At 48.7% G+C, this 26,046-nt stretch carries 27 protein-coding genes; 14 read left to right on the forward strand and 13 right to left on the reverse strand.

Annotated elements, in window-relative coordinates:
* Window positions 1-5 precede the first annotated feature (5 nt).
* Window positions 6-773, reverse strand: a complete 768-nt coding sequence (locus tag INR79_RS21015) for a 3-ketoacyl-ACP reductase (RefSeq protein WP_223099669.1) — start codon at window positions 771-773, stop codon at window positions 6-8.
* The gene (locus tag INR79_RS21020) at window positions 770-1,930 is read right to left on the reverse strand and encodes an acyl-CoA dehydrogenase family protein (protein WP_004400725.1); all 1,161 of its coding nucleotides are present in this window, start codon (window positions 1,928-1,930) and stop codon (window positions 770-772) included. Before INR79_RS21020 ends, INR79_RS21015 begins: the two co-directional genes overlap by 4 nt.
* A gap of 162 nt (window positions 1,931-2,092) precedes the next feature.
* On the opposite strand from INR79_RS21020, the gene INR79_RS21025 reads away from it, so the two are divergent.
* The 7 genes from INR79_RS21025 to INR79_RS21055 all read left to right on the forward strand — a co-directional run bounded on the left by INR79_RS21025 (window position 2,093) and on the right by INR79_RS21055 (window position 10,205).
* A complete protein-coding gene (locus INR79_RS21025) occupies window positions 2,093-3,586 on the forward strand; it encodes an aldehyde dehydrogenase family protein (protein ID WP_262415455.1) in 1,494 nt (497 codons plus the stop codon).
* 80 nt (window positions 3,587-3,666) lie between these two features.
* On the forward strand, window positions 3,667-4,416 hold the full coding sequence (locus INR79_RS21030) for an electron transfer flavoprotein subunit beta/FixA family protein (RefSeq protein ID WP_022605034.1): 750 nt from the start codon (window positions 3,667-3,669) through the stop codon (window positions 4,414-4,416).
* A 9-nt stretch (window positions 4,417-4,425) separates the two neighbouring features.
* Window positions 4,426-5,358, forward strand: coding sequence for an electron transfer flavoprotein subunit alpha/FixB family protein (locus INR79_RS21035; RefSeq protein WP_223099670.1), 933 nt, complete (start codon window positions 4,426-4,428; stop codon window positions 5,356-5,358).
* Window positions 5,359-5,535: 177 nt separating this feature from the next.
* Window positions 5,536-6,651, forward strand: coding sequence for a sugar ABC transporter substrate-binding protein (locus tag INR79_RS21040; RefSeq protein WP_223099671.1), 1,116 nt, complete (start codon window positions 5,536-5,538; stop codon window positions 6,649-6,651).
* A gap of 56 nt (window positions 6,652-6,707) precedes the next feature.
* Window positions 6,708-7,670 carry an ABC transporter permease gene (locus tag INR79_RS21045; RefSeq protein WP_022560898.1) on the forward strand — a complete coding sequence of 321 codons (963 nt, stop codon included), beginning with the start codon at window positions 6,708-6,710 and terminating at the stop codon, window positions 7,668-7,670.
* A 9-nt stretch (window positions 7,671-7,679) separates the two neighbouring features.
* Window positions 7,680-9,182 carry a sugar ABC transporter ATP-binding protein gene (locus INR79_RS21050; protein ID WP_223099672.1) on the forward strand — a complete coding sequence of 501 codons (1,503 nt, stop codon included), beginning with the start codon at window positions 7,680-7,682 and terminating at the stop codon, window positions 9,180-9,182.
* A 9-nt stretch (window positions 9,183-9,191) separates the two neighbouring features.
* Window positions 9,192-10,205 carry an ABC transporter permease gene (locus INR79_RS21055; RefSeq protein ID WP_022590925.1) on the forward strand — a complete coding sequence of 338 codons (1,014 nt, stop codon included), beginning with the start codon at window positions 9,192-9,194 and terminating at the stop codon, window positions 10,203-10,205.
* A gap of 44 nt (window positions 10,206-10,249) precedes the next feature.
* Here the strand turns inward: INR79_RS21055 and INR79_RS21060 are convergent, their stop codons facing one another.
* Complete coding sequence (locus INR79_RS21060) at window positions 10,250-10,759, reverse strand: GNAT family N-acetyltransferase (RefSeq protein WP_223099673.1); 510 nt, start codon at window positions 10,757-10,759, stop codon at window positions 10,250-10,252.
* A 155-nt stretch (window positions 10,760-10,914) separates the two neighbouring features.
* Between INR79_RS21060 and INR79_RS21065 the strand changes: the two genes are divergently transcribed.
* A complete protein-coding gene (locus INR79_RS21065; protein ID WP_223099674.1) occupies window positions 10,915-11,424 on the forward strand; it encodes a MerR family transcriptional regulator in 510 nt (169 codons plus the stop codon).
* Here the strand turns inward: INR79_RS21065 and INR79_RS21070 are convergent.
* The 5 genes from INR79_RS21070 to INR79_RS21090 all read right to left on the reverse strand — a co-directional run bounded on the left by INR79_RS21070 (window position 11,421) and on the right by INR79_RS21090 (window position 15,904).
* A complete protein-coding gene (locus INR79_RS21070; protein WP_223099676.1) occupies window positions 11,421-12,416 on the reverse strand; it encodes an AraC family transcriptional regulator in 996 nt (331 codons plus the stop codon). The two genes, INR79_RS21065 and INR79_RS21070, sit on opposite strands and share 4 nt — an antisense overlap.
* Before the next feature lie 32 nt (window positions 12,417-12,448).
* Window positions 12,449-13,228: an SDR family NAD(P)-dependent oxidoreductase gene (locus INR79_RS21075; RefSeq protein WP_022590928.1), complete on the reverse strand. Its 780-nt coding sequence runs from the start codon at window positions 13,226-13,228 to the stop codon at window positions 12,449-12,451.
* Window positions 13,229-13,369: 141 nt separating this feature from the next.
* Window positions 13,370-14,035 (reverse strand): 3-oxoacid CoA-transferase subunit B, encoded by a 666-nt coding sequence (locus INR79_RS21080; protein ID WP_223099678.1) that lies wholly within the window; start codon window positions 14,033-14,035, stop codon window positions 13,370-13,372.
* On the reverse strand, window positions 14,035-14,691 hold the full coding sequence (locus tag INR79_RS21085) for a CoA transferase subunit A (RefSeq protein WP_223099680.1): 657 nt from the start codon (window positions 14,689-14,691) through the stop codon (window positions 14,035-14,037). Before INR79_RS21085 ends, INR79_RS21080 begins: the two co-directional genes overlap by 1 nt.
* 4 nt (window positions 14,692-14,695) lie before the next feature.
* The gene (locus INR79_RS21090) at window positions 14,696-15,904 is read right to left on the reverse strand and encodes an acetyl-CoA C-acetyltransferase (protein WP_223099682.1); all 1,209 of its coding nucleotides are present in this window, start codon (window positions 15,902-15,904) and stop codon (window positions 14,696-14,698) included.
* Window positions 15,905-16,098: 194 nt separating this feature from the next.
* Here INR79_RS21090 and INR79_RS21095 point away from each other — a divergent pair, with 194 nt between their 5' ends.
* Window positions 16,099-17,253: a winged helix-turn-helix domain-containing protein gene (locus INR79_RS21095; RefSeq protein WP_223099683.1), complete on the forward strand. Its 1,155-nt coding sequence runs from the start codon at window positions 16,099-16,101 to the stop codon at window positions 17,251-17,253.
* Between the two features lie 5 nt (window positions 17,254-17,258).
* Here INR79_RS21095 and INR79_RS21100 read toward each other — a convergent pair whose 3' ends face one another.
* The 5 genes from INR79_RS21100 to INR79_RS21120 all read right to left on the reverse strand — a co-directional run bounded on the left by INR79_RS21100 (window position 17,259) and on the right by INR79_RS21120 (window position 21,577).
* Complete coding sequence (locus INR79_RS21100; protein ID WP_022605044.1) at window positions 17,259-18,140, reverse strand: LysR family transcriptional regulator; 882 nt, start codon at window positions 18,138-18,140, stop codon at window positions 17,259-17,261.
* 126 nt (window positions 18,141-18,266) lie between these two features.
* Window positions 18,267-18,677, reverse strand: a complete 411-nt coding sequence (locus INR79_RS21105) for a hypothetical protein (RefSeq protein ID WP_223099685.1) — start codon at window positions 18,675-18,677, stop codon at window positions 18,267-18,269.
* Window positions 18,678-18,787: 110 nt separating this feature from the next.
* Window positions 18,788-19,402: a maleylacetoacetate isomerase gene (gene maiA / locus INR79_RS21110; protein ID WP_022560910.1), complete on the reverse strand. Its 615-nt coding sequence runs from the start codon at window positions 19,400-19,402 to the stop codon at window positions 18,788-18,790.
* Window positions 19,403-19,411: 9 nt separating this feature from the next.
* Entirely contained in the window at window positions 19,412-20,398 is a 987-nt protein-coding gene (locus INR79_RS21115) for a fumarylacetoacetate hydrolase family protein (protein WP_022596048.1), read from the reverse strand.
* 45 nt (window positions 20,399-20,443) lie between these two features.
* A complete protein-coding gene (locus tag INR79_RS21120; protein ID WP_004403229.1) occupies window positions 20,444-21,577 on the reverse strand; it encodes a homogentisate 1,2-dioxygenase in 1,134 nt (377 codons plus the stop codon).
* A 269-nt stretch (window positions 21,578-21,846) separates the two neighbouring features.
* Between INR79_RS21120 and INR79_RS21125 the strand changes: the two genes are divergently transcribed.
* From INR79_RS21125 to INR79_RS21145, 5 genes are all read left to right on the forward strand, one after another.
* Window positions 21,847-22,878, forward strand: a complete 1,032-nt coding sequence (locus tag INR79_RS21125; RefSeq protein ID WP_223099687.1) for a TRAP transporter substrate-binding protein — start codon at window positions 21,847-21,849, stop codon at window positions 22,876-22,878.
* Window positions 22,878-23,396, forward strand: coding sequence for a TRAP transporter small permease (locus INR79_RS21130; protein WP_004402461.1), 519 nt, complete (start codon window positions 22,878-22,880; stop codon window positions 23,394-23,396). Before INR79_RS21125 ends, INR79_RS21130 begins: the two co-directional genes overlap by 1 nt.
* Window positions 23,393-24,697, forward strand: coding sequence for a TRAP transporter large permease (locus INR79_RS21135; protein WP_022560915.1), 1,305 nt, complete (start codon window positions 23,393-23,395; stop codon window positions 24,695-24,697). Before INR79_RS21130 ends, INR79_RS21135 begins: the two co-directional genes overlap by 4 nt.
* A gap of 16 nt (window positions 24,698-24,713) precedes the next feature.
* Window positions 24,714-25,181 (forward strand): MarR family winged helix-turn-helix transcriptional regulator, encoded by a 468-nt coding sequence (locus INR79_RS21140; RefSeq protein WP_004402464.1) that lies wholly within the window; start codon window positions 24,714-24,716, stop codon window positions 25,179-25,181.
* 125 nt (window positions 25,182-25,306) lie between these two features.
* Complete coding sequence (locus tag INR79_RS21145; protein WP_080927957.1) at window positions 25,307-26,038, forward strand: substrate-binding periplasmic protein; 732 nt, start codon at window positions 25,307-25,309, stop codon at window positions 26,036-26,038.
* Window positions 26,039-26,046: the final 8 nt, after the last annotated feature.

Raw genomic sequence — 26,046 nt, forward strand, 5'->3', positions numbered from 1 at the left:
TCCTTTTAAAATCGGCTGACCAGCATGCCGGCATCAACCGAAATAGTTTGTCCTGTGGTATAAGGCAGTTGCGCTGTTGCCAAAGAGGTGACCACTTTTCCTACCTCTTCCGGTACCCCAATTCGAGGCAGAAGAGTAAACCCATTTTCCACCCGTTCCCTATAGAGGTGCATGGAAGGCGCGGTCATTTCGGTCTCAATAAGACCTGGCTGAATGTCGTACACCGCAATGTTTTCACGCCCCAACCGAACTGCAAATAAGTTAGATACCATCGCCGCAGCCGCTTTAGACACGCAATACTCAGAACGGTTTTCGCTAGCCGCCTTGGCGTTGGAAGAGGTGATGTTGATGATCGCAACCGGATGATCGCTCACCGGATTGGCGACACGCACCTTAGCGAATGCCTGCGAAAGAAAGAACATCGCTTTGGTGTTAATGAGCTGGCATCGGTCGTAGCTCTCTGGTGTTACATCCAGAAGATCGCCTCGGTTTTGTACCGAAACGCCTGCATTGTTTACCAAAGTGGTTATGCTGCCCAAGCTGGTTTCCACCTCTTTGAGCCAGTTCGCATGAGAATCAATGTCTGAAACGTCGCCGCAAAGCGCCATATGGGGCTGACTGATCTTTTTCAGCTCAGCCAGCGTTTCTTGCAATGCAGGGGAATCTTCCCGGTCATTCACCGCAACACGGTATCCCGATTTAGCCAACGCCAATGCGATGGCTTTACCAATTCCGCGAGCACCGCCCGTCACTAGTGCGACAGGCGAACTCATGATTCCGCTCCGTTTTTCAGAAGCTCTCGGGCGATAATGGTTCGCTGAATTTGGTTAGTCCCTTCGTAAATCTGAGTGATTTTGGCATCACGATACAAGCGCTCTGCTTCAACCCCGCGGATAAAACCGCCGCCGCCATGAATTTGCGCCGCATTAGCCGATTGGGCAACCGCCGTATCTCCGGCATAACATTTGGCGATGGAACACGCTTTTGTTGCGGGTTTGCCTGCGTCTAATAACATCGCAGCCTGATGAACCAGCGCTCTTGCCGCCGCAATCTCTTTCGCCATATCGGCCATCATCCACTGCAAACCCTGATTGTCGCTAATAGGCTTACCAAATTGTTTACGGGTCTGAGAAAACTCGACCGAAGCTTCTAAGCCAGCCTGTGCAATGCCTGTCGCCAGTGCAGCAATGCCCACTCGCCCTTTATCCAGTGCACTCATCATCATGTAAAAACCGCGACCTTCTTCGCCAAGCAAAGCGTTCTGATCCAGTTGAACATTATCAAAAAGCAGAGAGCCAACCTGCGACGCACGTTGCCCCATCTTTTCTTCTTTCGGCGCTTTGGTTACGCCTTCAAGTGCGCAGTCCACAATGAAAATACTCATCCCACGGTGACCTGCATCCAAATCGGTTCTTGCCAGTACAAAGGCGTAATCCGCAACAGGAGCATTATGAATCCAGATCTTTTCGCCATTTAGCTGCCAGCCTTGATCTGTTTTGGTTGCAGTGGTGCGAATGTTCGACACATCCGATCCAGCTTCGGCTTCTGTAATGCAGTAGGCGACGAATTTCTCAGCGGTCAACACTTGAGGGAAAAGCCGGTCTTGCTGCTCCTGATTGCCGTACTTACTCAGTAAGAAAGTAATCAGCTCTACCAAGCCACACTGGTCTGCAATAGACGCGTAACCGCGTGACAACTCTTCCATTACGATGGCGTAGCTTAATGTATCTAAGCCGATGCCTCCGTGTTCCTCTGGGGCGGTAATCCCCAGTAATCCGAGTTCTCCCATTTGCTTATAGATATCACTTGGAAACGCAGAGTCTCTGTCCAGTTGTTCTGCTCTTGGTTTTACCACTTCCTGTGCAAACCGACGGGTGGTTTGCTTTATGTCTTCATAGACGTCCAAAGGTAATTGTGGAGTCACTAACATTTTTCACTCTCCTTGTAACTATATAGTTACTTATAATGAAATCTTGTGCTAAGGTCAAACATAAATCGGTTAAAAAATAACTGATAATGATAAATGAATTATTAATTGGTTAAGTAAAACTACTTATAAAACAGAAAGATAAATTTACGTTGAGAGTGGAATATGGCAGTTCTTAGTTTACCAAAGGAAGTAACACACTATCAGATGTGGATAAATGGCGAGTGGACTTTAGGCTCGTCTAATAACGTATTTGAGCGACAAAGCCCTGGTCACGGCGTGGCGGTTTCTGTCTATCCGCGAGGAACGAAACAGGATGTCCTCGATGCGGTGAGCGCCGCCAGAAATGCCTTCGACGATGGCGCTTGGTCTCGCTGCTCTGGCGCAGAAAGAGCAGACAAACTGGCAGAAGTTGCACGACTGATTAAAGCCAGCCAAGAAGACATCGCTTACCGTGAAACATTAGAAACGGGTAAGCCTATTTCTCAAAGCCGGGGAGAGGTGATGGGCGCGGCGGGTTTCTGGGATTACGCAGCAGGGCAAGCCAGAGCACTGGAAGGAGAGAGCTTCAACCAACAGGGAGAAGACACGCTCGGTTTGGTGCTTCGCGAACCTATCGGGGTGGTGGGTTTGATCACGCCATGGAATTTTCCTTTCTTTATATTGTGTGAGCGCCTGCCTTTTATTTTGGCTTCAGGGTGCAGTGTGGTGATTAAGCCGAGCGAACTGACGGCGGGCACCACTCTGATGCTGGGTAAGTTGATAGAGCAGGCGGGCATTCCTAAAGGGGTAGTGAACATCGTGACCGGTCCGGGCTCAGAGCTTGGCAATGCCATGAGCCATCACGAAGACGTCGACATGATCTCCTTTACGGGCTCTACTCAGGTCGGCAAAAGCGTACTTGAAGGTTCTAAAGTCAACATGAAGAAGGTGGGTTTAGAACTGGGTGGCAAAAACCCTCATGTGGTGTTTGCGGATGCCAATCTCGATGAAGCGGTCGATGGCGTCGCCTTTGCCCTTTGTTTTAATGCGGGTCAGTGCTGCGTAGGAGGAAGCCGACTTCTGGTAGCATCTTCAGTGGCGGATGACTTTATCTCGCGTTTAAAAGATCGGCTTGCCAAAGTGAAGATCGGCGATCCCTTGGATGAAGATACACAGGTGGGTTCAATGATTGACCCAACGCATTTTGGCAAAGTGAATGAGTTCCTGGAAAGTGGCACCAAGCAAGGCGCGACATGTGCCTACGATTTCGGTGCGTGTACTGGCGTTCCGGAAAAAGGGCTGTATTTCTCTCCTAAGGTTTTCCGAGATGTACCGCCTGAAGCCGACATTGCTTCGGAAGAAATCTTTGGTCCGATCTTAACCGTCAGTGAATTCGACGATTATCAGGATGCACTAAAGCAGGCGAATGATTCGGTGTATGGCCTGTCTGCCAGTATTTGGACACAGAACTTAAGCACCGCAACCAAGGCAATGCGCGACATTCAGGCAGGTCGCGTCTGGGTGAATACCACCATTACCGGCGGTCCGGATATGCCTATTGGTGGCATGAAACAGTCTGGTTTAGGAAGAGAAACAGGTAAGTACGGGATTGACGAGTACACCGAGGTGAAATCGATCCATGTATTTACTGGCAAGCGCGATATGTGGGTATCGTAATTTATTGAATTAAGCGAGGAGGCGGAGACCCGCCTCTTTTTAGAAATTTAAATAACTAATTAGTTACTTGAGGTTGAAGTATGAAGGTATTGGTTCCGGTAAAAAGAGTGGTGGACCACAACGTTCGGGTTCGGGTGAATGATGAACAAACGGGCATTGAACTGAATAACGTAAAGATGGCCATGAACCCATTCGATGAAATCGCGGTAGAAGCGGCGATCGCGTTGAAAGAACAGGGGAAGGTGACGGAAGTGACCGCGATATCGATTGGCGAGAAAGAGTGTGAGAGCGAGCTGCGCCATGCTATGGCAATGGGGGCAGATAACGCAGTATTGATTGGATGCGATCAATCGCCAGAGCCACTTGCAGTGGCCAAACTGCTGGCGGCGTATTGTGAAGAAAACCCCTGTGACCTGGTGATTATGGGTAAACAGGCCATTGACGACGACTGCAACCAAACCGGGCAAATGCTAGCGGCGTTGATGAATTGTCCGCAGGCGACGTTTGCCTCGGAAATTGAAATCGAAGGCAGAGACATCAAAGTGACACGAGAGGTAGACGGCGGACTGGATACTTTGGCGTTTGAAGCACCGGGTGTGATCACCACCGACCTACGCCTGAATACCCCTCGTTTCGTCAGCCTGCCGAACCTGATGAAAGCCAAACGCAAACCCGTGGAACACAAATCCGCTGACGGTTTTGGTGTGAATGTTTCACCTAAGCTGGAGGTACTTTCTGTAGTGCCACCAGAAAAGAGAAGTGGTGGCGAAATGCTGGAAAGCGTTTCTGCGCTGGTGGACAAACTGAAATCGCATAAAGCCGTTTGGTAAGGAGTCAAAATGAAACTACTAGTGATTGGTGAATATGCCAACGACAAGCTCAGCGATGCGACAGCAAAAGTGGTCAGTGCCGCTTCTTCGGTTGCCGAAGATATTCATGTTTTGCTGACGGAAACCGATTCAGCCATAACCGAACAGGCAGCGAGTATCGAAGGGGTGTCAAAAGTCCTGAGCTGGGAAGTTGCTTCTCAACAGGCCGAAAGCCTTGCTCCGGCGATTGCCGAGATTGCACAACCTTATGACGCCGTGTGGGTATCAAGCTCAAGCTTTGGCAAAGACGTTTTGCCACGAGTCGCGGCGCTACTGGACGTGATGCAGGTTTCTGATGTGGTCGAAGTGGTCGACAGCAAAACCTTTGTTCGCCCTATTTATGCTGGCAACGCTCTGCAAACGGTGAGAAGCCACGATGATAAACAGCTATGTACCATTCGTGCATCCAGCTTTAGCGCAGCGAATACTGGTGATGCGCCAAATGCTCAAATCGAAACGATTCAAAATGAACAGCCTCAACCTAAGACCCGTCATGTCGGAACACAGTTGAACCAGAGCGAACGCCCAGAGCTGACCTCGGCTGAGATTGTGGTTTCAGGTGGTCGCGGGATTGGCTCGGAAGGGGCATTTCAGAGAATTTTGATGCCTTTTGCGGATGAACTGGGCGCGGCGGTTGGTGCTTCACGTGCAGCTGTCGATTCAGGCTTTGCTCCCAACGACTGGCAAGTTGGTCAGACAGGGAAGATTGTCGCTCCTGATTTCTATTTTGCAGTCGGCTTGTCTGGCGCTATTCAGCATATCGCTGGAATGAAAGATTCGGGCGTGATTGTGGCGATCAATAAAGACCCAGAAGCCCCCATTTTTGAGGTGGCCGACTACGGTTTGTGTGGCGATTTGTTCGAGATCTTGCCTCAGTTGCAAGCTGAACTGAAAGCACAATGAATGATGGGGTTATCTTGCCCTGTCCTTATTAACATAAATATCACATTTGCACATAAAATCACCATATTTTTCTTGAGAGGTCAAAGGGTGTGTGTTAAAAGTATGTAACTAGATGGTTACTTAAAAATAAGATCATCTACACTTGATCAAAAGCGTATCTGAAAGAAGGATTTTGTTATGTCATTCATCAAGACATTCCTGGAAAAGGAAACCATATCGAGACGCAACTTCATTATCGGCAGCGCCTATGGAGTGGGCGGTCTGGCAGCGGCATCCACATTTGGTACAGGGTCAGTTTTTGCTGCAGGGCAAAAAACGGCTCCCGTACTGGCTTGGGGCTATCGCACACCAGATAACCCTTACTGGAACACCATTGTGTCTGGCGGTAAAGCGTTTGCTGAATCTTTAGGTATGGACCTGACCCATATCATTCACGGCGGAAACAACGAAAAAGTTGTTGCCGACACCAAATCGTTGCTGTCCCTGACAAAAGGTCGTCTTGCTTTGGCGGTGGATGCGAACGATTCTCCAAACGCACGTGCTGTCGTTCAGGCGTGTAAAGATGCCAACGGATTTGTCAGTACCATCTGGAACAAAACTGACGATCTTCATCCATGGGATTTCGGCGACAACTACGTGTGTCACATCAGTTGGTCGGACTATGAGCCGTCACAAATGACAGCCAAGATCCTGCTCGACGCCATTGGCGGTAAAGGTGGCATCGTGGGTATCGGTGGTATCGCTTCTAATGTGCCAGCGATTGAGCGTAAAGCGGGCTTGTTGAAAGCAATGGAAAGCTACCCGGATGTTGAACTTCTTGACTGGCAGGCAGCCGACTGGAGTACGTCAAAAGCCGTTGATGTAATGAGTACTATGCTGACTCGCTTTGGCGACGACATTAAAGGCATCTTCTCATCCAACGACAGTATGACGCTGGGTATTCTGGAAGCCCTTCGAGCAGAAGGTCTGGCAGGAGAAATTCCAATTGTCTCCTACGATGGCACTCCTGACGTTGTCAAACTGGTAATCGACGGTGAAGTGCTGTGTACCGTGAGCACCAACCCATACTGGGCAGGCGGCATTGCGTTGTCTCTGGCGTATCACGCTGCGATTGGCACATACAAGCCTTCGGAAGAGCCAAAAGAACATCGCGAGTTCTATGGTCCTGCCGTCATCATTACTCAAAAAGACGCGAAAAAGTGGTACGAGGAAAACGTCGCCAAAATTCCGACCTATGATTGGGAAGACTACTTCTCGCTTACAAGTGGTCAGATTAAGTACCGAACGTTTTAACCACTGACATTTCATGGGGCATGAAAATGCCCCAAGTAAGAACATAAGGAAGTGATATGTCATTGAATATCAGTAAGTCGACACTGCAACGCTGGGCGCCCGTTTTGGTGCTGGTGGTGTTGTGTTTGATACTTACCGCCATCAATCCCAATTTCTTTTCGATTCGCAATTTTGCGCGTATTGCCACAGCCTCTGCTGCGCCACTTATGGTCGCGATTGGCGTGACTTTCATTATTCTGATGGGGTCGATTGACCTGTCAATGGAAGGGATTGTCGCATTCAGTGGAGCCATGCTTGCCATCTTGATTGGCTATTTCGGCGGGTTCGAATCCTGGGGCTGGCTTGCCATTCCACTGGCACTGCTTATTGGTGCTGCACTGGGTCTGGTGAACGGCTTGTTGCACGTGATGCTCAGAATCCCTTCGTTTCTCGCCAGTCTGGGGATGGGGTTTACCTGCATCGGGTTAACCATGTTCCTGACAGACGGAAACCGTATTCAAGCCAAAGACAGCGTATTTCGAATGCTGCTGACTGAGCGATTCTGGGGCTTCCCACTGATGGTATACGCCGCACTCGCGGCACTGGTTCTGGCGTGGTTTATTCAGAATCACACGTCATTAGGCAGACACTTCTACGCCATAGGGGGAGGGGAAGAACTGGCACACGCATCGGGTGTGAAAGTGAACCGAGTTCGCGTACTGGGGTTCGCACTGGCCGGGGCGTTCTTTGCTGCAGGTGCAATATTTGCGGTGGCGCGTATTGGCTCTGTCGCCAGTAACCTCGGAGACGGATACATGTTCATTGCCATTACCTCAGTGGTTGTTGGGGGTACGGCACTTACAGGGGGCGTCGGAGGTGTCTGGCAAAGCCTGATTGGTGTACTGATCGTCAACGTTATCAACAATGGCATGGTTTTGGTGGGCTTCCCTACCTACATCCAGCAAGGCGTTCTCGGGTTGATGGTGATTCTTGCCGTCGCACTTGCTACTAACCGCCAACTGGCGCAGCTCGTCAAATAGGAGTTTCTGATGTTGCAGTTTGTAGACGTAGATAAAACCTTCCCTGGCGTGCATGCCCTGAAAAAAATTAACTTCGAAATTCACCCCGGTGAAGTAGTTGGGCTAGTCGGGGAAAATGGAGCGGGTAAATCGACCCTGATGAAGGTGATTTACGGCGCTTATCAACATGATGGCGGTCAGGTTCTGATAGACGGTCAGCCCGTTAAATTTGAAAACCCAAGACAGGCGATGACTCAGGGGATCGGAATGGTATTCCAGGAGCAGTCCCTCATCCTTAATCTGAGTGTGATGGAAAACCTGTTCCTAGGGTTTGAAGACCAGTTCAAGACCTTTGGCATTTTGAACTGGAAAGCGATGGCAGAAGCCGCTCGTGTTCAGCTTAAAAAAGTGAAGCTGGATATTGACCCTAGCGTAATTACTTCGAGCCTTTCTTTTACCCAAAGGCAGCTAGTGGAGCTGGCAAAGGTACTGGCACTTGAAGAGCGCGTGGATGGCGATCTGGTGATCTTGCTGGATGAGCCTACATCGGTATTACCAAGAAAAGAGATTGAACTGCTGTTTGCCTTGGTTAGAGAGCTGACATCACGCGCTTCTTTTGTGTTTGTATCTCATCGAATGGATGAGGTGATCGAACTTTCTGATCGAGTTTACGTGATGAAAGATGGCGAAGTGGTTGAGCACCTAAAGCGCGAAGAATGCGACATCAAAAACATTCAACGCAAAATGGTGGGTCGGGATGTCGATCAGGAATACTACCGCGAAAACAAGCAAAAGCCTTATGACAGTCAGACACCGCTTATAAAAGTGAGCCAGTTGTCCAAAAGTCAGGCGTACCAGGACATCAACTTTGAACTGCACGCAGGCGAAGTTCTTTGCTTGGTCGGCACTGAAGGGTGTGGCAGCGAAGCGGTGATGAGAACACTGTTTGGTCTGGAGAGACAGGATGCAGGAGAAGTCCTCATCACTGGCTCAGGCAACGGGGCAGAGAGTGTCACTCAGGCGGTCAGTTCTGGAGTGGGATACATTCCACGTGAGCGCAAGATTGAAGGCATAGTTGGTGGTATGTCGGTATTCGAAAACATCACCTTGTCCGACATGCACAATTACGCCAAGTCGGGTGTATTGGATGTGACGAAGGAGCGCGCAGTCGCCGAGAAATGGGTATCAAACCTCTCCATAAAAACGCCGACCATCGACACCTTATGTTCCCGTTTGTCGGGAGGCAATCAGCAAAAAGTCGTGCTGTCGAAATGGCGAAATAGTGGGGCGAAAATTATCTTACTCGACCACCCAACTCGTGGGCTGGACATCGGCGCTAAGGAAGACGTTTACGAAATGGTGCGTGCCCTTTGTGATGATGGCTGTGGTGTGATCCTGATTGCCGACACCCTGGAAGAAGCCATCGGGCTTTCCCATACTCTGCTGGTGATGAAAGACGGTCAGGTCACGCAACGCTACGACAGTGCAGATGGCAAACCGGATCAGCAGGCACTGCTGTTTTATATGGTTTAAGGATAACGGATGTCTAGAACGAAAGTAATGTTGTCAGATAGACAGGAAAAGGAGCCGGGAAAAAACATGTGGAAATCGCTTAAAGGGACAGGAAAGTTGTCGGCCTATTTTCCGTTGATTACCTTGTTGATTCTTGTCTTGCTGGTGAGCTTGTACGATTCGAACTTTGTACGTATTCAGAACTTGCTGCAGCTCACCCAAGATATTTCAACGCTGTTTGTCATGGCATTGGGGATGACCTTTGTTATCTACATCGGCGGTATTGATCTGTCTTCCCAGTCGGTCGCCAGTATGACCACGGTGATTGTCACGCTGCTTCTGCCGACGTTAGGTGTGGGAGCTGCGTTAGCCGCAGTAGTGGTGGGTGCCTTGTTTGGCTTGATTTCCGGTTGGGTTCACGTTCGGTTCCGCATTGCCTCATTCATTGCCACGCTTGCAATCGGGGGGATTGCGTATTCGACGGGTCAGGTCGTATCGGGTCAGCGTTCCGGTTATATGGACGCCGCGGCAAGAAACGACAGCTTTGGCTGGATCGTGGGCAATACAGCGGGTATTCCTCACGAGATTCTGGTTGCGGCTGCGCTGCTTATCATTTGTCTGGTAATAGAAAAGCGCACCATTTTAGGTCGAAGCTTCAAAGCCGTTGGAGCAGGGGAGCTGGCAGCGGTTGCCAGTGGATTACGTGTTAACCGAATCAAGATCGCCGCGTTTGCTCTTTCAGGTGCACTTGCTGCGTTTGCCGGAGTGATGCTGGCAGCTAGGCTGTCGGGCGGCTCGCCCACCATGGCGGATCAGTTTCTGCTTCCTGCACTGGTGGCGGTGCTGATTGGTGGAACACCCCTGACAGGCGGCGTTGGCGGGGTGTTGAATACCTTAGTGGGCGCCATGATTGTTGCGGTAGTGCGTACCAGTATGACCTACCTGCATGTTCCCGCTCAGGCACAACAGATCTTCTTTGGCTTGGTGTTGATAGTCGCCATTGCGCTGACCATTGACAGAAGTAAGATCGACGTACTGAAATAACCCCTTCAAAAATACAATCAGGAAGGCAAGTTCTTCCTGATTGTTTATTCCAATATCTTTACCAACTCCAAATCGTTGAGAACCACCGAACTTAAACGTTCCTTGCTCCGTTTCCCTGTTTCGATAAATCCATGTTTCTTATAGAAAGTCAGAGCAGGTTTGTTTGTATCCAATGCCCATAACGTGACTTGGCTTACAGATGAACTTGCCAATTTCGATTCACATTCTTCCATAAGTTTAGAACCGACCCCTTTACCAAAATGGCTTGGTAACAGGTAGATAGAGCTGATTTCGATACTCTGAGATGGGAGGTTGGGTTGAGCTTTTTCAAAACAGATAAAACCGACGACTTTCTGATTTTCTTCGGCAATAAGTAAATTGGCGAGTCTTTTACTGACCACGTTTGTCCACAGCTTGGTTCTACGCTCAATAGTTTGCTGTTTAATAAATTCGTCGGGCATAAGACCGTGATATGCTGCCTGCCAGGACGTAACATGGACATGTGCTACCTCGGGTACGTCTTCTAAGACGGCCTCCCGAATTCTAATCTCCATTCTCCTATCTCCTTGAAATCATGAATATCCTTTGAACGGATAATACTGACTTTCAATGCGTTGTGTCTGTTTAAATTGTTTCAAAGACTCAATACTTGACCCGACTATAGGAACAGGGTTCAAAATAGAAGTTAAGAGACAGTGAAGGGTGAGTTATGTTGACAGTGACACAACTGGCGCGAGAGTTTGGTATCTCACGAGCCACGATTTTGTATTACGAAAAAGAAGGGCTGCTTTTCCCTGCCAACCGTTCTGAAAACGGGTATCGAAGGTATGGCACTAAGGAAGTGGAAAGGCTGGAAGCCATTACTTCTTATCGATCTTATGGATTGCCCGTTTCCCGTATTCGCGTATTGCTGGAGCAGAAAGGCAAATCTCAGACACAGATCCTCAAAGAGCACTTTTCTCAGCTTAAGCAAGAAATTCAGACCCTTCGAAACCAGCAAAAAGCGATCGTTACCTTGTTACAGGAACCGGAAATGCTGACGAAGAACATCGTGACAAAAGCGCGGTGGGTACAGATTATGGAAGCCGCAGGATTTAGTGAAAGTGACATGGTCACGTGGCATCAGAAATTTGAAGCCATAGAGCCGAGTGAGCACCATAAATTTTTGCAGTCACTCGGCATCGATGACGAGGAAATAAAGCGTATTCGTGACCTTTAATGATACTGCTCGCGATAGCTTCCCGGTGATACGCCTTTCCAGGTGGTGAACGCGCGAATAAAGGAATTAGCTTCCTGAAAACCCAATAAGAACGAGATCTCGCCCAACGACATCTGGGATTTTTCCAAATAGTGATCCGCCAGTTCAGCGCGAACCGACTGCAATACCGACTGATAGCTTTCCGCTTCGGCAGTCAGTTTTCGCTGTAAAGTTCGTTTACTCATCGCCAGTTTTTCTGCGACTGTTTCAATGGCGCTGTTGCCTGCGGGCAAAGACTCCATCAACACTGCTTTAACTCGTTCTGTAGTGGTGGCAGATGAATCCAGATCGATCAGTTTCTGATTCAGGCTGGACTCAAAAAATGCCCACATGGCAGCGTTGGAAGTTATAAAAGGTTTCAGCCCGTCCTCGGCTGAAAACTGAACTTGCACCTGCTCACCTTGGGTAAGCTTACAGCCAAAATACTCCTCATATTCCTGAACGCTTGGTGGTAGCTTGGGCAAAATGACCTTGGTGGGTTGCACTCGTTCACGAGTGGCTAACCTTGTGAGTTGTGTAAAAAACACCACTTCAGTTAACGCTAACGATTCTGGTAAAGCGCCAACATGCCCGTAACAACTGATGTTCAGGGTGGTGTGGGATTTTGAGAAATCCAGATCCAGAATCATGGGACCAATCAGTGGCTTGTATTGCTGGATGCGTTTTAACGCGGTATTGAGGTTAGGACTGCATATGGAAGCAAAAAGCGGTGGATCGAACGCCTCCACAGACAAGTGCTTCGCAATAAGAAGCGGAAATGCTCTTTCGCCTGCTGCTTTGGCTAACCCCTCCCATAGCTGGAAATACTCCAGTGGAGTCAACGTTGCGTTTGGGCGGCTGAAAAGGTCCGCAGGTAAGCCTGAATACGCCAGCACTGCGGCAACGTCAATGCCCATGTCAGTAACCAGTACCTTCCAGGAAGGAGACACAACGAACTTGCTGGCTCTTTTCATTGGTTGTTTTCTCTCTTATTAATGGCGTTGTTTTAAGCGGTCTTTTCCATGGTTTTGCGCGACAGCTTCAATACTGTTTTACGCGGCAAAAATGGGGTGATCCAATTTAGCATAAACTTAAGCCCGCCCTCATTGAAAGCCACCAGTTCACCTTTTTCCATCGCGGTGTAGCCACATTCCGCGACGGAACGAGGTGACTTAGCGTTCTTGAATACATCCACGCCTTCAAGGTCACCGGCTGCCACAAAACCAGTTGCAACTGCCCCCGGGCAAAGTGCGGTGACGGTCACCTTGGTGTCTGAAAGTTCTTCTGCCAATGCCTGTGAAAAAGACGTCACGAAGGCTTTTGTCGCGTAATAGACCGCCTGAAGTGGTCCGGGAATAAAGGAAGCAGTGGAAGATACGTTCAGGATTTGCCCTTGGTTACGCTCTACCATGCCTTTTAGATACAGGTGACTGAGGTTCATCAGTGTGGTGATGTTGACCTGAACCATCGACTGCTCGGCAGCAAGTTCTCGTTCATGAAAAAGCCCATGACCACCAAAACCAGCGTTGTTGATTAAGGTATCTATCTGCAAACCCAGAGATTCTGTCTGCTCAAAAACCTTGTTAGCAGCATCTGGTTGAGAAAGGTCTTCGGCAATCACATGCACCTCAACCTTGTGATTTTGCTTGAGTTCAGAGGCGAGGTTTTCTAGCTTATCTTTGGAGCGAGCCACCAAAACGACATCGCCGCCTTTTTCCGCGTGAATCTTCGCCAGTTCCAAACCGATACCGCCTGATGCGCCTGTGATAAGTGCTGTGTTTGCCATGATGTGTCTCCTAATGTCGAATGCGTTGTTCGTTGATGTAGGAGTATCTTAGCCATTCCAATCGCGCCACTCACTAGCGAAAGACGACAACTCGCTAGCAAATGGCGCAACTTAGTTATGGAATGATGACAATTGGAGCGGTCAGCCGTTCATGATTTTCATCAAAGGGGAAGGAATAAGCGGGGCTTCAGTCTGGCTCTGAACCTCATCGAAACGGACACCTTCAGCGATTTCAGTCATGACCATTCCCTGAGATGTGATTTCAAATACCCCCAGTTCTGTCACCACCATGTCGACCTGACCAGTGGCGGTTAAAGGGAGAGTACATTGTTTAAGAAGTTTGGGGTTGCCTTTGGCTGTGTGCTCCATGGCAATGATGACCTTTTTCGCCCCGACCACCAGATCCATTGCACCTCCCATCCCCGGCACCATTTTCCCCGGTACTATCCAGTTGGCCAGGTTGCCTTGCTCGTCCACTTCTAGTGCACCCAAAACGGTGGCATCGACATGACCACCGCGGATAATGGCAAATGAGTCGGCGCTATTAAAATACCCAGCTCCTTCAACAGCGGTGATGTATTGGGCTCCGGCGTTAACCAAATCCCAGTCTTTATTGGTTTCATCCGCCATTTCACCAATACCGAGTAAGCCGTTTTCTGCCTGAAAGAGAATCTCTATTTCCGGGCTGATTTCATTGGCAACCAGAGTCGGTAAACCAATGCCTAAGTTCACCACATCACCGTCGTTAAACTCTTGGGCTACACGCTTGGCGATGCGCTGTCTGATTGCTTGTTTGGATGTGCTCATCAGGATGTCTCTTTCTGGTAGATGTGGTCGACGTACAGGCTCAGAGTATGAATGGCTTCCGGTTTTATACTGCCAATGTCCACCAGCTCAATGGCTTCAACAATCACGGTCTCTGCGGCGGTCGCCATGATGGGGTTAAAGTTCTGAGTGGTTTTGTTGTAGAAGACATTGCCACGTGTATCGACTTTGGAGCCGCGAATCAGCGCCAAATCGGCTTTAAGTGGCGTCTCTAACAGAAAAGTTTCTCCATCGACCTCCACCGTTCTTTTTCCCTCTGCCACTAAGGTGCCCAGTCCTGTTGGGGTTAATACACCACCCAAGCCAGCCCCACCTGCCCGTATCCTTTCCGCTAAAGTACCCTGAGGAACAAGCTCAACTTCCAAATCACCCGAATTCATCTGTGCACCTGTTTCAGGGTTTAACCCGATGTGGGAAGCGTAGAGCTTTTTTACTCGCTTTTGCGCGATCAGTCGGCTGACACCGTGTTCCGGATAACCTGTGTCGGTGCTGATTAGAGTGATGCCTTTGATGTCATTCTCGATAAGTAGGTCTATCAAACTCTCTGGCGCACCTGTCGCCATAAAGCCACCAATCATGATGGTCATGTCGTCTTTGAGCAGTGAGGCTACGCCTTGTTTGTCGATACTTTTTTTCATTGGCTTACCTGCATGGTTTCACAATAACAGCGGTGCCCATGCCACCACCAATACACAAAGATGCCAGACCGAATTCGCTATTGTCTCTTCTTAGCTGGTAGATCAAGGTGGTGACAATGCGATTGCCAGAAGCCCCAATGGGGTGACCGAGTGCAATAGCGCCACCATTTGGGTTACTGCGTTCAGTTATCCAGTCTTCCGATACATTATGTTGCTCGCTAAGCTGTTTAATCACACCAAGTGACTGAGCAGCAAAAGCCTCATTGAGCTCAAAACAGTCGATCTGCCCGAGTGACATATCAGCTTTTCGCAGCGTATTGGCAATGGCGTTAACAGGACCGAGCCCCATTACTTCTGGCTCAATGGCAGCCTGACCGTATTCCACCAACTCAGCCAGCGGCATCAGGTTGTGTATTTTCACCGCACTGGCGGAAGCCAGCAAAATAGCGGATGCGCCATCATTAATCCCTGAGGCATTGCCAGCCGTTACACTGCCTTGTTTATCGAAAGCAGGACGAAGACCGCCCAGCTTTTCTAGAGTGCAGTCGCGCTTGGGAAATTCATCCTTCGCTATGGTGATTTCGGATTTGCGAGTGGCAATGGTGACGGGGGCAATTTCTTCATCAAAGCGCCCTTGGTCTTGAGCTTTAATGGCTTTTTGCTGGCTGCTGAGCGCATATTCGTCCTGCTGCTGGCGTGATATATCAAGCTTATCGACAATGTTTTCTGCCGTGATACCCATAGGGTAATCATGAAAAGCATCGGTCAGACCGTCTTTTAAAATCGTATCGACCACCGTTTGATGCCCCATGCGGTGCCCGCGGCGATTATCACCAGAAAGCACAAACCCGGCGTTGGACATGCTTTCCATACCGCAGGTCATCACCACTTCGCAATCACCCGCACGAATATGGCTGGCGGCATCGGTCAGGGCTTTCATGCCACTGCCACAAATCATGTTAAGGGTATAAGCCGGGACTGATGACGGGATCCCAGCGTGGATCGAGGCTTGTCTTCCCGTACCCATTCCATTGCCTGCGGTGAGCACATTTCCGACGATCACTTCGTCTATTTTGTCGGGGGCAATACCTGATTGCTCAATAGCCGCTTTCATCGCATGTGCGCCAAGTTCAACCGCACTGAGTGAAGATAACCCCCCATTGAAATTGCCTATTGGGGTACGTTTCGCAGCGACGATATAAATGGGTTCCATCTGATTTCCCTTCTTCCGGATCGTGTTTGTTCCAGTGTAGGGAAGTTATTGATGTAGGTGTTACAAGCAGAATTTCAAAGCCACTTTGCATATTTGCAAACTTCGAGGTCTACTAGGGATTCAAAAAAAGAAAGCCAGAATTTGAAAAGGAATTTAAAAAGAATGTGTTTAGAACATCTGGGGAATGTAGGGATATGATGTCGTTATCCAAACCCCAAGCCCGAAAACTCGCATTACTTTCACAAGGGTTACCGCCCAAGTCTCCTAAGTCTCACTCTCCTGCCCATACACTTAATGTGATGGAGCAAATCGGTTACGTACAGATTGATACTATTTCGGTGGTTCAGAGGGCACATCACCACGTATTGTGGAGCCGAAACCCTAAATACCGACCGGAGCATCTCGATAAACTGATTGCCGACAAAAAAGTGGTGGAATACTGGTCGCACGCTGCTTCTTTCCTTCCGATGAAGAACTATCGTTATACCTTGCCGCGTAAAGTTGCTATCAAATCTGGTGAGCAAGCTCACTGGTATAAGAAAGACCACAAATTAATGAACCACGTGATTACACGTATTCAGGAAGAGGGACCTTTACTCGCAAAAGATTTCGAATCAAAAGGCACCAAAATTAACGGTTGGGGCGCGAAACCCGCCAAACGGGCACTTGAATACCTCTTTATGCAGGGAGACTTAATGATTCCCGAGCGTCGAGGTTTTCAAAAAGTGTACGACCTTACTGAGCGCGTGTTGCCGTCGGATATTGATGTTTCTGTTCCTTCACCTCAAGAACACGCACGGTTTCTGGTTCTGAACTACCTGAAAGCCCACGGATTAGGGACCATTCCCGAGTTTGTTTACCTGCTCAAAAACGTAAAAACAGAGGTCGTCAGTGCCATTCAGCAATTGAGTGAAGAGGGTGTGATTGTTGAGGTGGGCGTAGAAGGGAATTCGTTTTGGGTGCTTTCGGAGTCTTTGTCTTTGCTAGATGCTAGGCTTAACCGAAAACAAGCGAAAATTCTGTCGCCGTTCGATAATCTACTGATACAAAGAAAGCGTGCCAGCACTTTGTTCAATTTCGATTACCTGATTGAATGCTATGTCCCTGAAGGCAAGCGCCAGTACGGGTACTTTTGTCTACCCATTCTCTGGAATGGAGCCCTTGTCGCAAGAGCTGACTGTAAAGTTGATAAGAAAACCGCCACACTAAATGTGCTTCATTTATTTCTGGAACCTTCGCTCAAAAAGAAAGGGGACTTTCTGGAGGCGTTGGAGCAGGAGCTAGCGATCTTTAGCACGTTCAATCAATGCGAACACTTTAAAATCTGTAAGATCTCGGAGTGCAGGTAAACCTGCTACTCCAGCAAGAATGACTTAAACAGTTTGGCGGCTGGGGAAGCCTTATGCTGAGGTTGATAATACAGGTTAAGGCTCCACTGACTGGTTTGGTACTCGTTTAAAAGCCGAACTAGCTCCCCCGTTTCCAGTTTGGGCTGAACAATGAATTCTGGCAGATAGGCAATGCCCGCTCCCTTTAAAACACCCTGCAACAATAAATCGCTGTCGTTCACCTCCAGCGATTTTGGCACTTTGACAATCAGAGTCTCCTTATCTTTTTTGAATATCCAGTCGTTACTGCCTGTCAGAGTGGTTGCGAACAGGCACTGGTGTTCGGATATATCGGTTGGATCGTTTGGTTTACCGTGTTTCTCTAGATACTTCGGTGAGGCGACAGGAATAAAAGGATCAGACATCAGCTCTCGACGGACAAGGTGAACGTCTCTGTCTCGGTATCCCTGATAATGGGCGTTTGCACTGATGATAAGATCTGCTTTATCAGAGTAATCCAACGCCCAGGGGGTCACATTCAGGTTGAACGTTACTTTGGGGTGCGTTTTCATGTACTCAGAAATTTTGTCCATTAAGAAGTGGTTGGCGTACACAGGAGTACAAGCCACATTGATATGCCCATTGGTTTCACTTTGAAAACCTTCCAGTTTGCGACGAATTTGTTCCGTGTTATCGACAATTGGAGCAAATTCATCAAACAGAGTCTGACCTGCTGGGGTGGGAGTGAGCAGCCGATTGGAGCGATGGCATAGCGTCATCCCAAAGTGTTGTTCCAATTCCTGCAACCAACGGCTCCCAGCCGATACAGAAAGTTCAAATTCTCTGGCAGCAGCCGAAATAGAGCCAGTGCGAATTACCGAAACAAAGAACGCCATTTTGTCGAGCATATCAGACCCTAGATACTGAAACCTTTATCTGGACTTTAAACGAAACTGCGAATTCTTGGTTCAGAAGAGAGTGAAAATGTGAGTTTGAGTGGTGCACAGCCCTGCAAAGCAGGGCGTAAAAAACGGCTATTGGGGTATAGAATCGCACGTTATAAGAAGTTTGTTATTACCTTTTCGAAGCGTAATGTGAGAGGACATACTGCCTTCGCCTTGTTCCCGAACTGAACTTCGTGTTACCAGCACTTCATCGTTTCTCTTGATGATAGTGTTAAACGCACTGACAAACGGCTTAGAAACGGAATGTTCCACAACGACTGCGTTTGCTAACGAAATTTCAATACCTGGGTATGAAAATAGCGAATAGCTTTCTGATTTATATTCGGGCTTTAGAGGGACAGGTTTGGCAATAACCATGTTTCCTTCGCCCTGCAAGAAGCCTTCGTTTAATAGCGCACAGCTAATCTGTGATGCAAAAACACTTGGTGCGGAAAATCCTGCGAACAAGATAATGAGCGATGTAGCAAAGGCAATTTTCATCACAATTCTAAAGTCATTTTTATGGAGCGTTACTCTAAATCAAAAACAGCATGGCTTTTAACTAACCATGCTGTTTTGCGATCAGGTGTAGACGTTTTCGATTTAAATTCTTACTTCGGGCTCGCATCTGAAAAGGCAGATAAGGCAAGGCAGTTGCTCTCTATTTCTTTCAGCCTTGGGTACGCCGCCAGATTGAACTCGAAGCGGTGCGCGTTAAAGAGTTGCGGTATCAGGCAGATATCGGCAAGAGTTGGGCTCTCACCACAGCAGAAAGTTGAATCAGATTTAGACAGCTTTTGCTCCAAGCCATTAAAACCTTCTTTTAACCAATGGTGATACCACGCCATTTTTTCTTCCTCGCTGTGCCCCAATTCACCAGTCAGGTGTTTCAGTATGCGGAGGTTGTTAAGCGGGTGAATGTCGCAGGTAACATCGTAAGCCAGTGCGCGGCATTGTGCTCGTTCAACCGGGTGCTCAGGTAAAAGTGGCAGCTCTGGGTAGAGTTCATCAAGGTACTCGATGATGGCCAAAGACTGAGTGATGATGTTGCCCTGCGTTTCTAAAGCGGGCACTAGTCCAGCAGAGTTCACATCCAGATACTCTGAACTTTTCTGATCACCATCCAGTAAAGAAACAGGGATAGACTCGCAGTCCACCCCCTTTAGGTTCAAAGCAATCCTCACTCTGTATGCCGCACTGGAACGAATGTAATCGTACAGTTTCATTGGTTTTCCTTAATCCAATTGATATTTGGCAACCGTTTGATCAATCTTTCCGAACAATGAATTGCCGTCTTTATCGAACATTTCAATTTCCACTCTATCACCGTACGTCATAAACGGAGTTAAAGCCTCACCTGAGTCAATGATTTCAAGCATACGCTTTTCTGCCAAGCAGCATGATCCTTTGCTGCGATCAATGTTGGAAACGGTGCCAGAACCAATGATGGTGCCCGCAGCAAGGTGTCGGCTTTTTGCAACGTGAGCAACAAGCTGGTGGAAGTTGAATGTCATATCTACCCCAGCTTCTGGTGAGCCAAATTTTTCGCCGTTAAGGTGAACATGAAGTGGTAGATGTACCTTACCTTCGCTCCATGCGTCACTCAGCTCATCGGGTGTAATGGCGACGGGCGAAAATGCCGATGCGGGCTTTGACTGGAAGAAGCCAAACCCTTTGGCGAGTTCGCCCGGAATCAGGTTGCGCAGCGACACATCGTTAACCAGCATGAGTAGCTTGATGTGTTTTTCTGCGTTTTCTGGTTGGGTGCTCATTGGTACATCGTTGGTGATGACCGCAATTTCACCTTCAAAGTCACAACCCCATTTATCATCGGCGAGTTGAATTGTTTCACGGGGACCGAGAAAACCATCTGACATCCCCTGATACATCAAAGGGTCGGTCCAGAAGCTTTCCGGCATGGTTGCGCCCCTTGCCTTGCGAACCAGCTCGACGTGATTGACATATGCACTGCCATCAGCCCACTGAAAGGCACGGGGGAGTGGGGAAGCGCAATCTTGCTCGTTGAACTGAAAGGCTTCTGGAACTTCCCCTGCGTTCAGTGCCTGATAGCGAGCTTCCAGCTTAGGCGAAATTTCTGTCCAGTTGTCCAAAGCAGATTGAAGGGTAGGCGTAATATCTGTTGCCAGCGCAGCATGCGTCAGGTCGCGAGACACAACCACCAGTTTCCCGTCTCTTCCGTGCTTGAGTGATGCGAGTTTCATCCAGTGTTCTCCTCAATTTTATGATGTTGTTATAGGTTATAGTCATTACTTGGCGGGGGTGCGCCAGGAATAAACGTAATCCGGGTTTTCTACCGACTTGGCAGTGTCTGTCATATCCAGTGGGATCCGGGTATCTATCATGACTGCCACTTCATCGGTTTCTTTTTTAGGGTTGCTCTGGCTTGCGGCTAATGCCTTAGGGTGCGGACCATGTGGAAAACCGCAGGGGTGGAGCGTGATCATGCCAGCATCAATATTGTCTCGGCTGAAGAAGTCACCTTTGTGATAGAAAAGCACTTCATCGTAGTCGTCGTTGTTGTGGTAGAACGGCACTTTAAGCGCACCCGGATCGGTCTCTATCGGGCGAGGGACAAAGGTACAGATAACAAAACCGTCTGCCACAAATGTGGTATGGGCGGAAGGTGGCAAATGGTAGCGGTGGCTCATCAATGGGCGAATGTCGCGCCAGTTCAGACGAAACACGGTTAGGTTGCCTTTCCAGCCAACGGCGTCGAGTGGGTTAAACGGGTAAGTGACACGGTTTAATTTGTTGCGGCTTTTGATGTGCACTTTCCAGCTTTCATTGCTGCTTTTCTGGCGATTGAATGCATCATCGATTTTCGGGTGAACCAATACTGCCGGGTCGAAGATGGCATGATCGCCCACCATACCTCGATCCGCACTCATATAAGAGCTGTTGGTGGCTTCTATCATTAGCATCACGACCTGATCTTCGGTTTCTATGCGCCATGAAGTAGATCTTGGGATCACCAGATAATCCCCTTCACTAAAACGGATATGCCCGTAATCGCAAAACAATGAACCTTCCCCTTGGTGGATAAACAGGCAGTCATCGCCATCACCATTTCTTACCAGATGTTTCATGCTTTCACTGGTCTTCCAGATTCGGACCCGAACATTGGCATTTTCCAGCAGGTTAGGCGCAGAAAGCGGGCAACTTTCATCGACTTCAACCTTGTTGGTATCAAACGCATGAGGGCGCAAGTCGCCTTCCCATTCTGTCCATCCGGTTGGGGCGTGTTCGTGATACATGTGAGTAGCCGGACCAAAAAAGCCTTCTTTTCCCACTTCTCGTTCAAACGCATTCTCTGGTAAATCACAGTGAGCCTGTACCGACGCTTCCCCTTCTTTTAAAGGGAAAGAAAACCATTTACGCATAACCTTCTCCTTGGTTTTCGACAACCAATTTATAAGATTGATAATCGAATTATAGTTTCAAATGTAACTAATTCGTATGTATGTTAGCCATCATTTAACCGTTAAATCAACAAAAATTTATCATATTGGTTACTTTTCTGTTGCATTTGATACTTTCGTGTGGTTGTATTTTTAACGTTGGTTACGAATTGAACGAAGGTTTGACTCGGAGAAATGGAAACACCAACACCTATAAATAAAATTACAAATGAAACCAAATGGAGTTCGACATGAGGAAGTTAAACTGGGCTGTGGGCGCTCTGGCCACGGTGTGTGTAAGTGCATCATTCCCTTCAATTGCTACGGATAAAACCCTTCTTATCAGTTCTTGGGCATCCCCGAATCACGGGATTAACAAGATCGTGTGGCCAACGTGGGGGCAGTGGGTAAGCGATGCCACTGACGGGCGAGTGAAAGTCAAAGTGGAATACAACATGGGTCCACCCCCAGCCCAAGCCGATATGATTGCTGATGGTATTGGTGATGTGACCTGGTTTTTCCACGGATTTAAGCCCGGTCGGTTTGAACTGACTAAGTTGCCCGAAATTCCTACTTTCGATAACACCCTGTCTTCAGAGGACGCTTCCATTGCCTACTGGCGAGTGTTCGATAAATACCTGAAAAAGGGGAAAGAACACCGTGGACTGGTTGTGTTAGGCGTTGGTGTACATGGACCCGGTTCGATCATTACCCGCGAGAAAGTGTCGACGTTCGATGAATTAAAAGGCAAGAAAATGCGCATTGCGGGCGATGTCATGTCGACCATAGGTAAGAACATGGGTGTTGCCCCAGTAGCGCTGCCCCCAACTAAAGTTTACGAAGCTCTGTCGCAAGGCGTGGTGGACGGCGCATTCTTTACACTCGAAACCCTCAAAAGTTTCCGCCTAAATGAAGTGGCACCTAATGTCGTGACCTTTCCGGGGGGCTTATATCGCGGCAGCTTTAGCATTTTGATGAACCCGGATACGCTGGACGGACTGTCTGCAGAAGATCGTAAAGCGGTGTTGTCTGTATCTGGCGAGAAGCTGTCTCGTCTGTTTGGACAAATGATGGATCAGGCAGATGAAGCCGGAGTCAAAGACACACTGGCAAAACAGGGCAACATTCAGGAAGCAACACCGGAAATGATTGCACAGGCGAAAACCTATGCAGAAGGTTTGGAAAAAGCCTGGCTGAAAAAAGCCAAAAAGCGCCGTATCTCCGACCCAGAAGGTGCTCTGACCTACTATCGCGAACAGGTTAAATCTCTGGGAGCTGAATAATGAGCCCTGTACTGAATCTTGCAGGAGGAATACGTCGGTGTCTGGAGGTACTGGCGTCACTCGCGCTGCTAATGATGCTGGTAGTGACAGTGATTGATGTGGTCGGGCGTTACTTTTTCAATGCTCCCTTACCCGGCGGAGTAGAGTTGGTAGAAATTTTACTGGCATTGGTGGTGTTTGCTGCTTTTCCTCTGATTACCTGGAATGAAGAACACATCTGCGTGGATTTACTGGATGACTGGTTTCCTCGTGCGATGATCGATTTGCGCCAGTTTGTCATCAGTCTGGGGTGCGCGTTTGCTCTTGGTCTGGTGGCATGGAAAGTGTGGGGGTTAGGCTCTCGCTCTCTTTCTTATGAGGAAGAGACGGATATTCTGGCCATTCCTCTGGGTTACGTGATGTACTTTATCTCGATAACCGGATGGCTATCGATGGTAATGACGCTACTGCTTGCGGTGCTGTATTTGGCGAAGAAAGGACCAATGTCGGCGCAATCGGCAGAAGGAGAGCAACCATGACAGTGACATTAATTGGTTTTGCCGTTCTTCTCGCGCTGGTGCTGTTCCGCATTCCTCTTGCCTACGCGATGGGCATCGTTGGGTTTGTCGGGTTCGGCGTTCTGGTTGACTACAACTGGACAGCCACACTTTCGATGGCAGCAAGGCGCATCATCGATACGGGACAGGATTATAGCCTGTCGGTGATCCCACTCTTCGTGCTGATGGGTAATCTGGTTAATCGAGCCGGTCTCTCTCAGGAATTGTACGCCGCCAGTAATGCGTTTGTTGGTCACCGGAAAGGTGGGTTGTCGATGGCGACCATTCTGGCGTGTGGCGGATTCTCTGCCATCTGTGGTTCCAGCCTGGCAACAGCGGCTACCATGTCCAAAGTTGCTATGCCGCCAATGCGCAAATACGGCTATCAGGACAGCCTTGCAGCCGCTTCCATTGCCGCGGGTGGCACCTTGGGGATATTGATTCCGCCCAGTGTCATGCTGGTGGTGTACGGCTTGTTGACAGAAACCAGTATTCGAGAGCTGTTTGCCGCAGGGCTGATCCCCGGTCTGTTAGGTGTCGGGCTTTATCTGGCGGCGGTGAGATGGGCGGTATTCAGAAATCCAAATTCTGCGCCCCCAATGGAAAAACTGCCGTGGCGCGAGCGCTGGCTGGCACTGAAAGGTGTTTTCTCAACGGTTGCTCTTTTTGTGCTGGTCATGGGGGGAATATACGCAGGTATCTTTACCCCAACCGAAGCGGCGGGTATTGGTGCGGCAGGTGCGCTAGTCATCGCAGGGCTAAAAGGTCAGCTTAACCGGAAAGTTCTGCATGAAGTGTTGCTGGATTCCGCGAAAACCACAGCGGTATTGTTCAGTGTAGTGATTTCTGCGTTGATCTTCTCCAACTTCATCAACCGTGCAGGTTTTACCGATGCATTGCTGGAATTTGTGACCAGTATGGATATGACCCCCTTCATGGTCATGGCAGTGATTCTGCTGATATACATTTTGCTGGGGTGCATTTTCGAGAGCATGTCGATGTTGCTGCTGACTGTACCCATTTTCTTCCCGCTTGTACAAAGTTTGGGCTTTGACTTGGTCTGGTTCGGTATTCTGGTGGTCGTAGTCACAGAAATCAGCCTGATCACGCCACCCGTCGGGATGAATGTGTTTGTATTGTCTGGCGTAATGAAAGACATTAAAACCAAAACTATATTTCGCGGAATAGTCCCATTCTGGACTGCCGACATGCTGCGTCTGGTGCTGATTGCACTTATCCCAGCGTTGTCTCTGGCTCTGCCGAATTGGTTGTACAGTGGTTGATTGAGGTATACATCTTATGGGGCAGTTTACATTTTCACTTGACGAGTTCTTACCCTACAAACTCGTCAGAACCGCAGAGCAGGTCGCGGATAGTCTGGCAGAACTCTATCAAAAAGAGTTTGGCATAACCCGACCGGAATGGCGCATTATTGCCAACTTAGGTGCTCGTGAAGATGTGATTGCCCGTGACCTCTCGGATGTCACTAATCTGGACAAAGTCAAAGTGTCCAGAACCTTAGCTAGGCTGGAAGAAAAAGAACTTATCACTCGCGAGAAAACCGAGAACGATCAACGTGCGACCCACATTCAACTGACTGAGAAAGGTCAGGCGTTGTATGAAAGAATCATTCCCCGTGCTTTGCAGTGGGAGTCCGAAATACTCGATGGTTTAACGGGCTCTCAGTATCGCGATCTGTTTCGCGCACTGGATGCGCTCAAGCAGTCTACCGATGCGGTTTACCAAAAGCACTCAGGTAAAAGCTAACTACGTAAGCATCCGTCACGTAAACACTGATCAGCCACGAGTTTTAACACCCTCTGCTATGCTCAAAGTGATGATGAATTTTCGTCATCACTTTTTTATTTGCTGTCGTTTAGGTAAGGGTTGTTATGGTTTTACGTTTTCTCGGAATAATGCTGGCTGTACTTGTTCATTCTCATGCAATGGCGACCAGCGCATCTTCGGCATCAATTCAGGTCGTCACAGGTAACCTTCCCCCTTATGCCTATGTAAAAGACGAAAGATTAGAAGGCGTAGCGACAGATATCGTTCGCGAAATCATGCGTCGGGTAGGACATGAAAAGCCAATTCGAACGGAGCCTTGGAAACGGACCGTCACCAAATCGGTGTCTGGGAGACTGTCTTTCCCATTTGCCCGAATTCCGCCACGTGAGGGTAAATACAAATGGATAGGTCCTATACTGCAAGACAGCTTTTCCTTTGCGACACTGGAATCGGATGAAGCAACTTACCTAAGTTCGGATGACTTCAAAGCCAAAACCATCGGAGTGAATCGCGGTGCACCAACGGCAGGCAGGCTGAAGAAGATGGGTTTTGAAAACTTAAACGAAGCCCGAAGTGAATCCGCCAATGTGAAAATGCTACAGGCGAAACGCATTGACGGCTGGTACTCCACACGGTTGATGATTCAGTCTCATATGGGAAAAGAGGGCGCGCCGTTCAAAGTCGCCTACGATGATCTGCCCATTGAGATGTATGTAGCAGCCTCGCTAGACATTCCCGACAGCATTGTAGAGAAATGGCAGGCAGCACTGGATAAGATGAAAGAAGACGGCACTTATGAAGCGATATTAGATCGCCACAGTGTCAGGCTTCCTTAGCTTAACGC

It is taken from the genome of Vibrio sp. SCSIO 43132 (assembly GCF_019904195.1).
GTDB classification, from domain to species: domain Bacteria; phylum Pseudomonadota; class Gammaproteobacteria; order Enterobacterales; family Vibrionaceae; genus Vibrio; species Vibrio nigripulchritudo.

What these genes read in the sequence shown, in the direction of transcription:
- INR79_RS21015 (WP_223099669.1), bottom strand. Translation starts at nt 773, where the DNA reads ATGAGTTCGCCTGTCGCACTAGTGACGGGCGGTGCTCGCGGAATTGGT.
- INR79_RS21020 (WP_004400725.1), bottom strand. Translation starts at nt 1,930, where the DNA reads ATGTTAGTGACTCCACAATTACCTTTGGACGTCTATGAAGACATAAAG.
- INR79_RS21025 (WP_262415455.1), top strand. Translation starts at nt 2,093, where the DNA reads ATGGCAGTTCTTAGTTTACCAAAGGAAGTAACACACTATCAGATGTGG.
- INR79_RS21030 (WP_022605034.1), top strand. Translation starts at nt 3,667, where the DNA reads ATGAAGGTATTGGTTCCGGTAAAAAGAGTGGTGGACCACAACGTTCGG.
- INR79_RS21035 (WP_223099670.1), top strand. Translation starts at nt 4,426, where the DNA reads ATGAAACTACTAGTGATTGGTGAATATGCCAACGACAAGCTCAGCGAT.
- INR79_RS21040 (WP_223099671.1), top strand. Translation starts at nt 5,536, where the DNA reads ATGTCATTCATCAAGACATTCCTGGAAAAGGAAACCATATCGAGACGC.
- INR79_RS21045 (WP_022560898.1), top strand. Translation starts at nt 6,708, where the DNA reads ATGTCATTGAATATCAGTAAGTCGACACTGCAACGCTGGGCGCCCGTT.
- INR79_RS21050 (WP_223099672.1), top strand. Translation starts at nt 7,680, where the DNA reads ATGTTGCAGTTTGTAGACGTAGATAAAACCTTCCCTGGCGTGCATGCC.
- INR79_RS21055 (WP_022590925.1), top strand. Translation starts at nt 9,192, where the DNA reads ATGTCTAGAACGAAAGTAATGTTGTCAGATAGACAGGAAAAGGAGCCG.
- INR79_RS21060 (WP_223099673.1), bottom strand. Translation starts at nt 10,759, where the DNA reads ATGGAGATTAGAATTCGGGAGGCCGTCTTAGAAGACGTACCCGAGGTA.
- INR79_RS21065 (WP_223099674.1), top strand. Translation starts at nt 10,915, where the DNA reads ATGTTGACAGTGACACAACTGGCGCGAGAGTTTGGTATCTCACGAGCC.
- INR79_RS21070 (WP_223099676.1), bottom strand. Translation starts at nt 12,416, where the DNA reads ATGAAAAGAGCCAGCAAGTTCGTTGTGTCTCCTTCCTGGAAGGTACTG.
- INR79_RS21075 (WP_022590928.1), bottom strand. Translation starts at nt 13,228, where the DNA reads ATGGCAAACACAGCACTTATCACAGGCGCATCAGGCGGTATCGGTTTG.
- INR79_RS21080 (WP_223099678.1), bottom strand. Translation starts at nt 14,035, where the DNA reads ATGAGCACATCCAAACAAGCAATCAGACAGCGCATCGCCAAGCGTGTA.
- INR79_RS21085 (WP_223099680.1), bottom strand. Translation starts at nt 14,691, where the DNA reads ATGAAAAAAAGTATCGACAAACAAGGCGTAGCCTCACTGCTCAAAGAC.
- INR79_RS21090 (WP_223099682.1), bottom strand. Translation starts at nt 15,904, where the DNA reads ATGGAACCCATTTATATCGTCGCTGCGAAACGTACCCCAATAGGCAAT.
- INR79_RS21095 (WP_223099683.1), top strand. Translation starts at nt 16,099, where the DNA reads ATGATGTCGTTATCCAAACCCCAAGCCCGAAAACTCGCATTACTTTCA.
- INR79_RS21100 (WP_022605044.1), bottom strand. Translation starts at nt 18,140, where the DNA reads ATGCTCGACAAAATGGCGTTCTTTGTTTCGGTAATTCGCACTGGCTCT.
- INR79_RS21105 (WP_223099685.1), bottom strand. Translation starts at nt 18,677, where the DNA reads ATGAAAATTGCCTTTGCTACATCGCTCATTATCTTGTTCGCAGGATTT.
- maiA (WP_022560910.1), bottom strand. Translation starts at nt 19,402, where the DNA reads ATGAAACTGTACGATTACATTCGTTCCAGTGCGGCATACAGAGTGAGG.
- INR79_RS21115 (WP_022596048.1), bottom strand. Translation starts at nt 20,398, where the DNA reads ATGAAACTCGCATCACTCAAGCACGGAAGAGACGGGAAACTGGTGGTT.
- INR79_RS21120 (WP_004403229.1), bottom strand. Translation starts at nt 21,577, where the DNA reads ATGCGTAAATGGTTTTCTTTCCCTTTAAAAGAAGGGGAAGCGTCGGTA.
- INR79_RS21125 (WP_223099687.1), top strand. Translation starts at nt 21,847, where the DNA reads ATGAGGAAGTTAAACTGGGCTGTGGGCGCTCTGGCCACGGTGTGTGTA.
- INR79_RS21130 (WP_004402461.1), top strand. Translation starts at nt 22,878, where the DNA reads ATGAGCCCTGTACTGAATCTTGCAGGAGGAATACGTCGGTGTCTGGAG.
- INR79_RS21135 (WP_022560915.1), top strand. Translation starts at nt 23,393, where the DNA reads ATGACAGTGACATTAATTGGTTTTGCCGTTCTTCTCGCGCTGGTGCTG.
- INR79_RS21140 (WP_004402464.1), top strand. Translation starts at nt 24,714, where the DNA reads ATGGGGCAGTTTACATTTTCACTTGACGAGTTCTTACCCTACAAACTC.
- INR79_RS21145 (WP_080927957.1), top strand. Translation starts at nt 25,307, where the DNA reads ATGGTTTTACGTTTTCTCGGAATAATGCTGGCTGTACTTGTTCATTCT.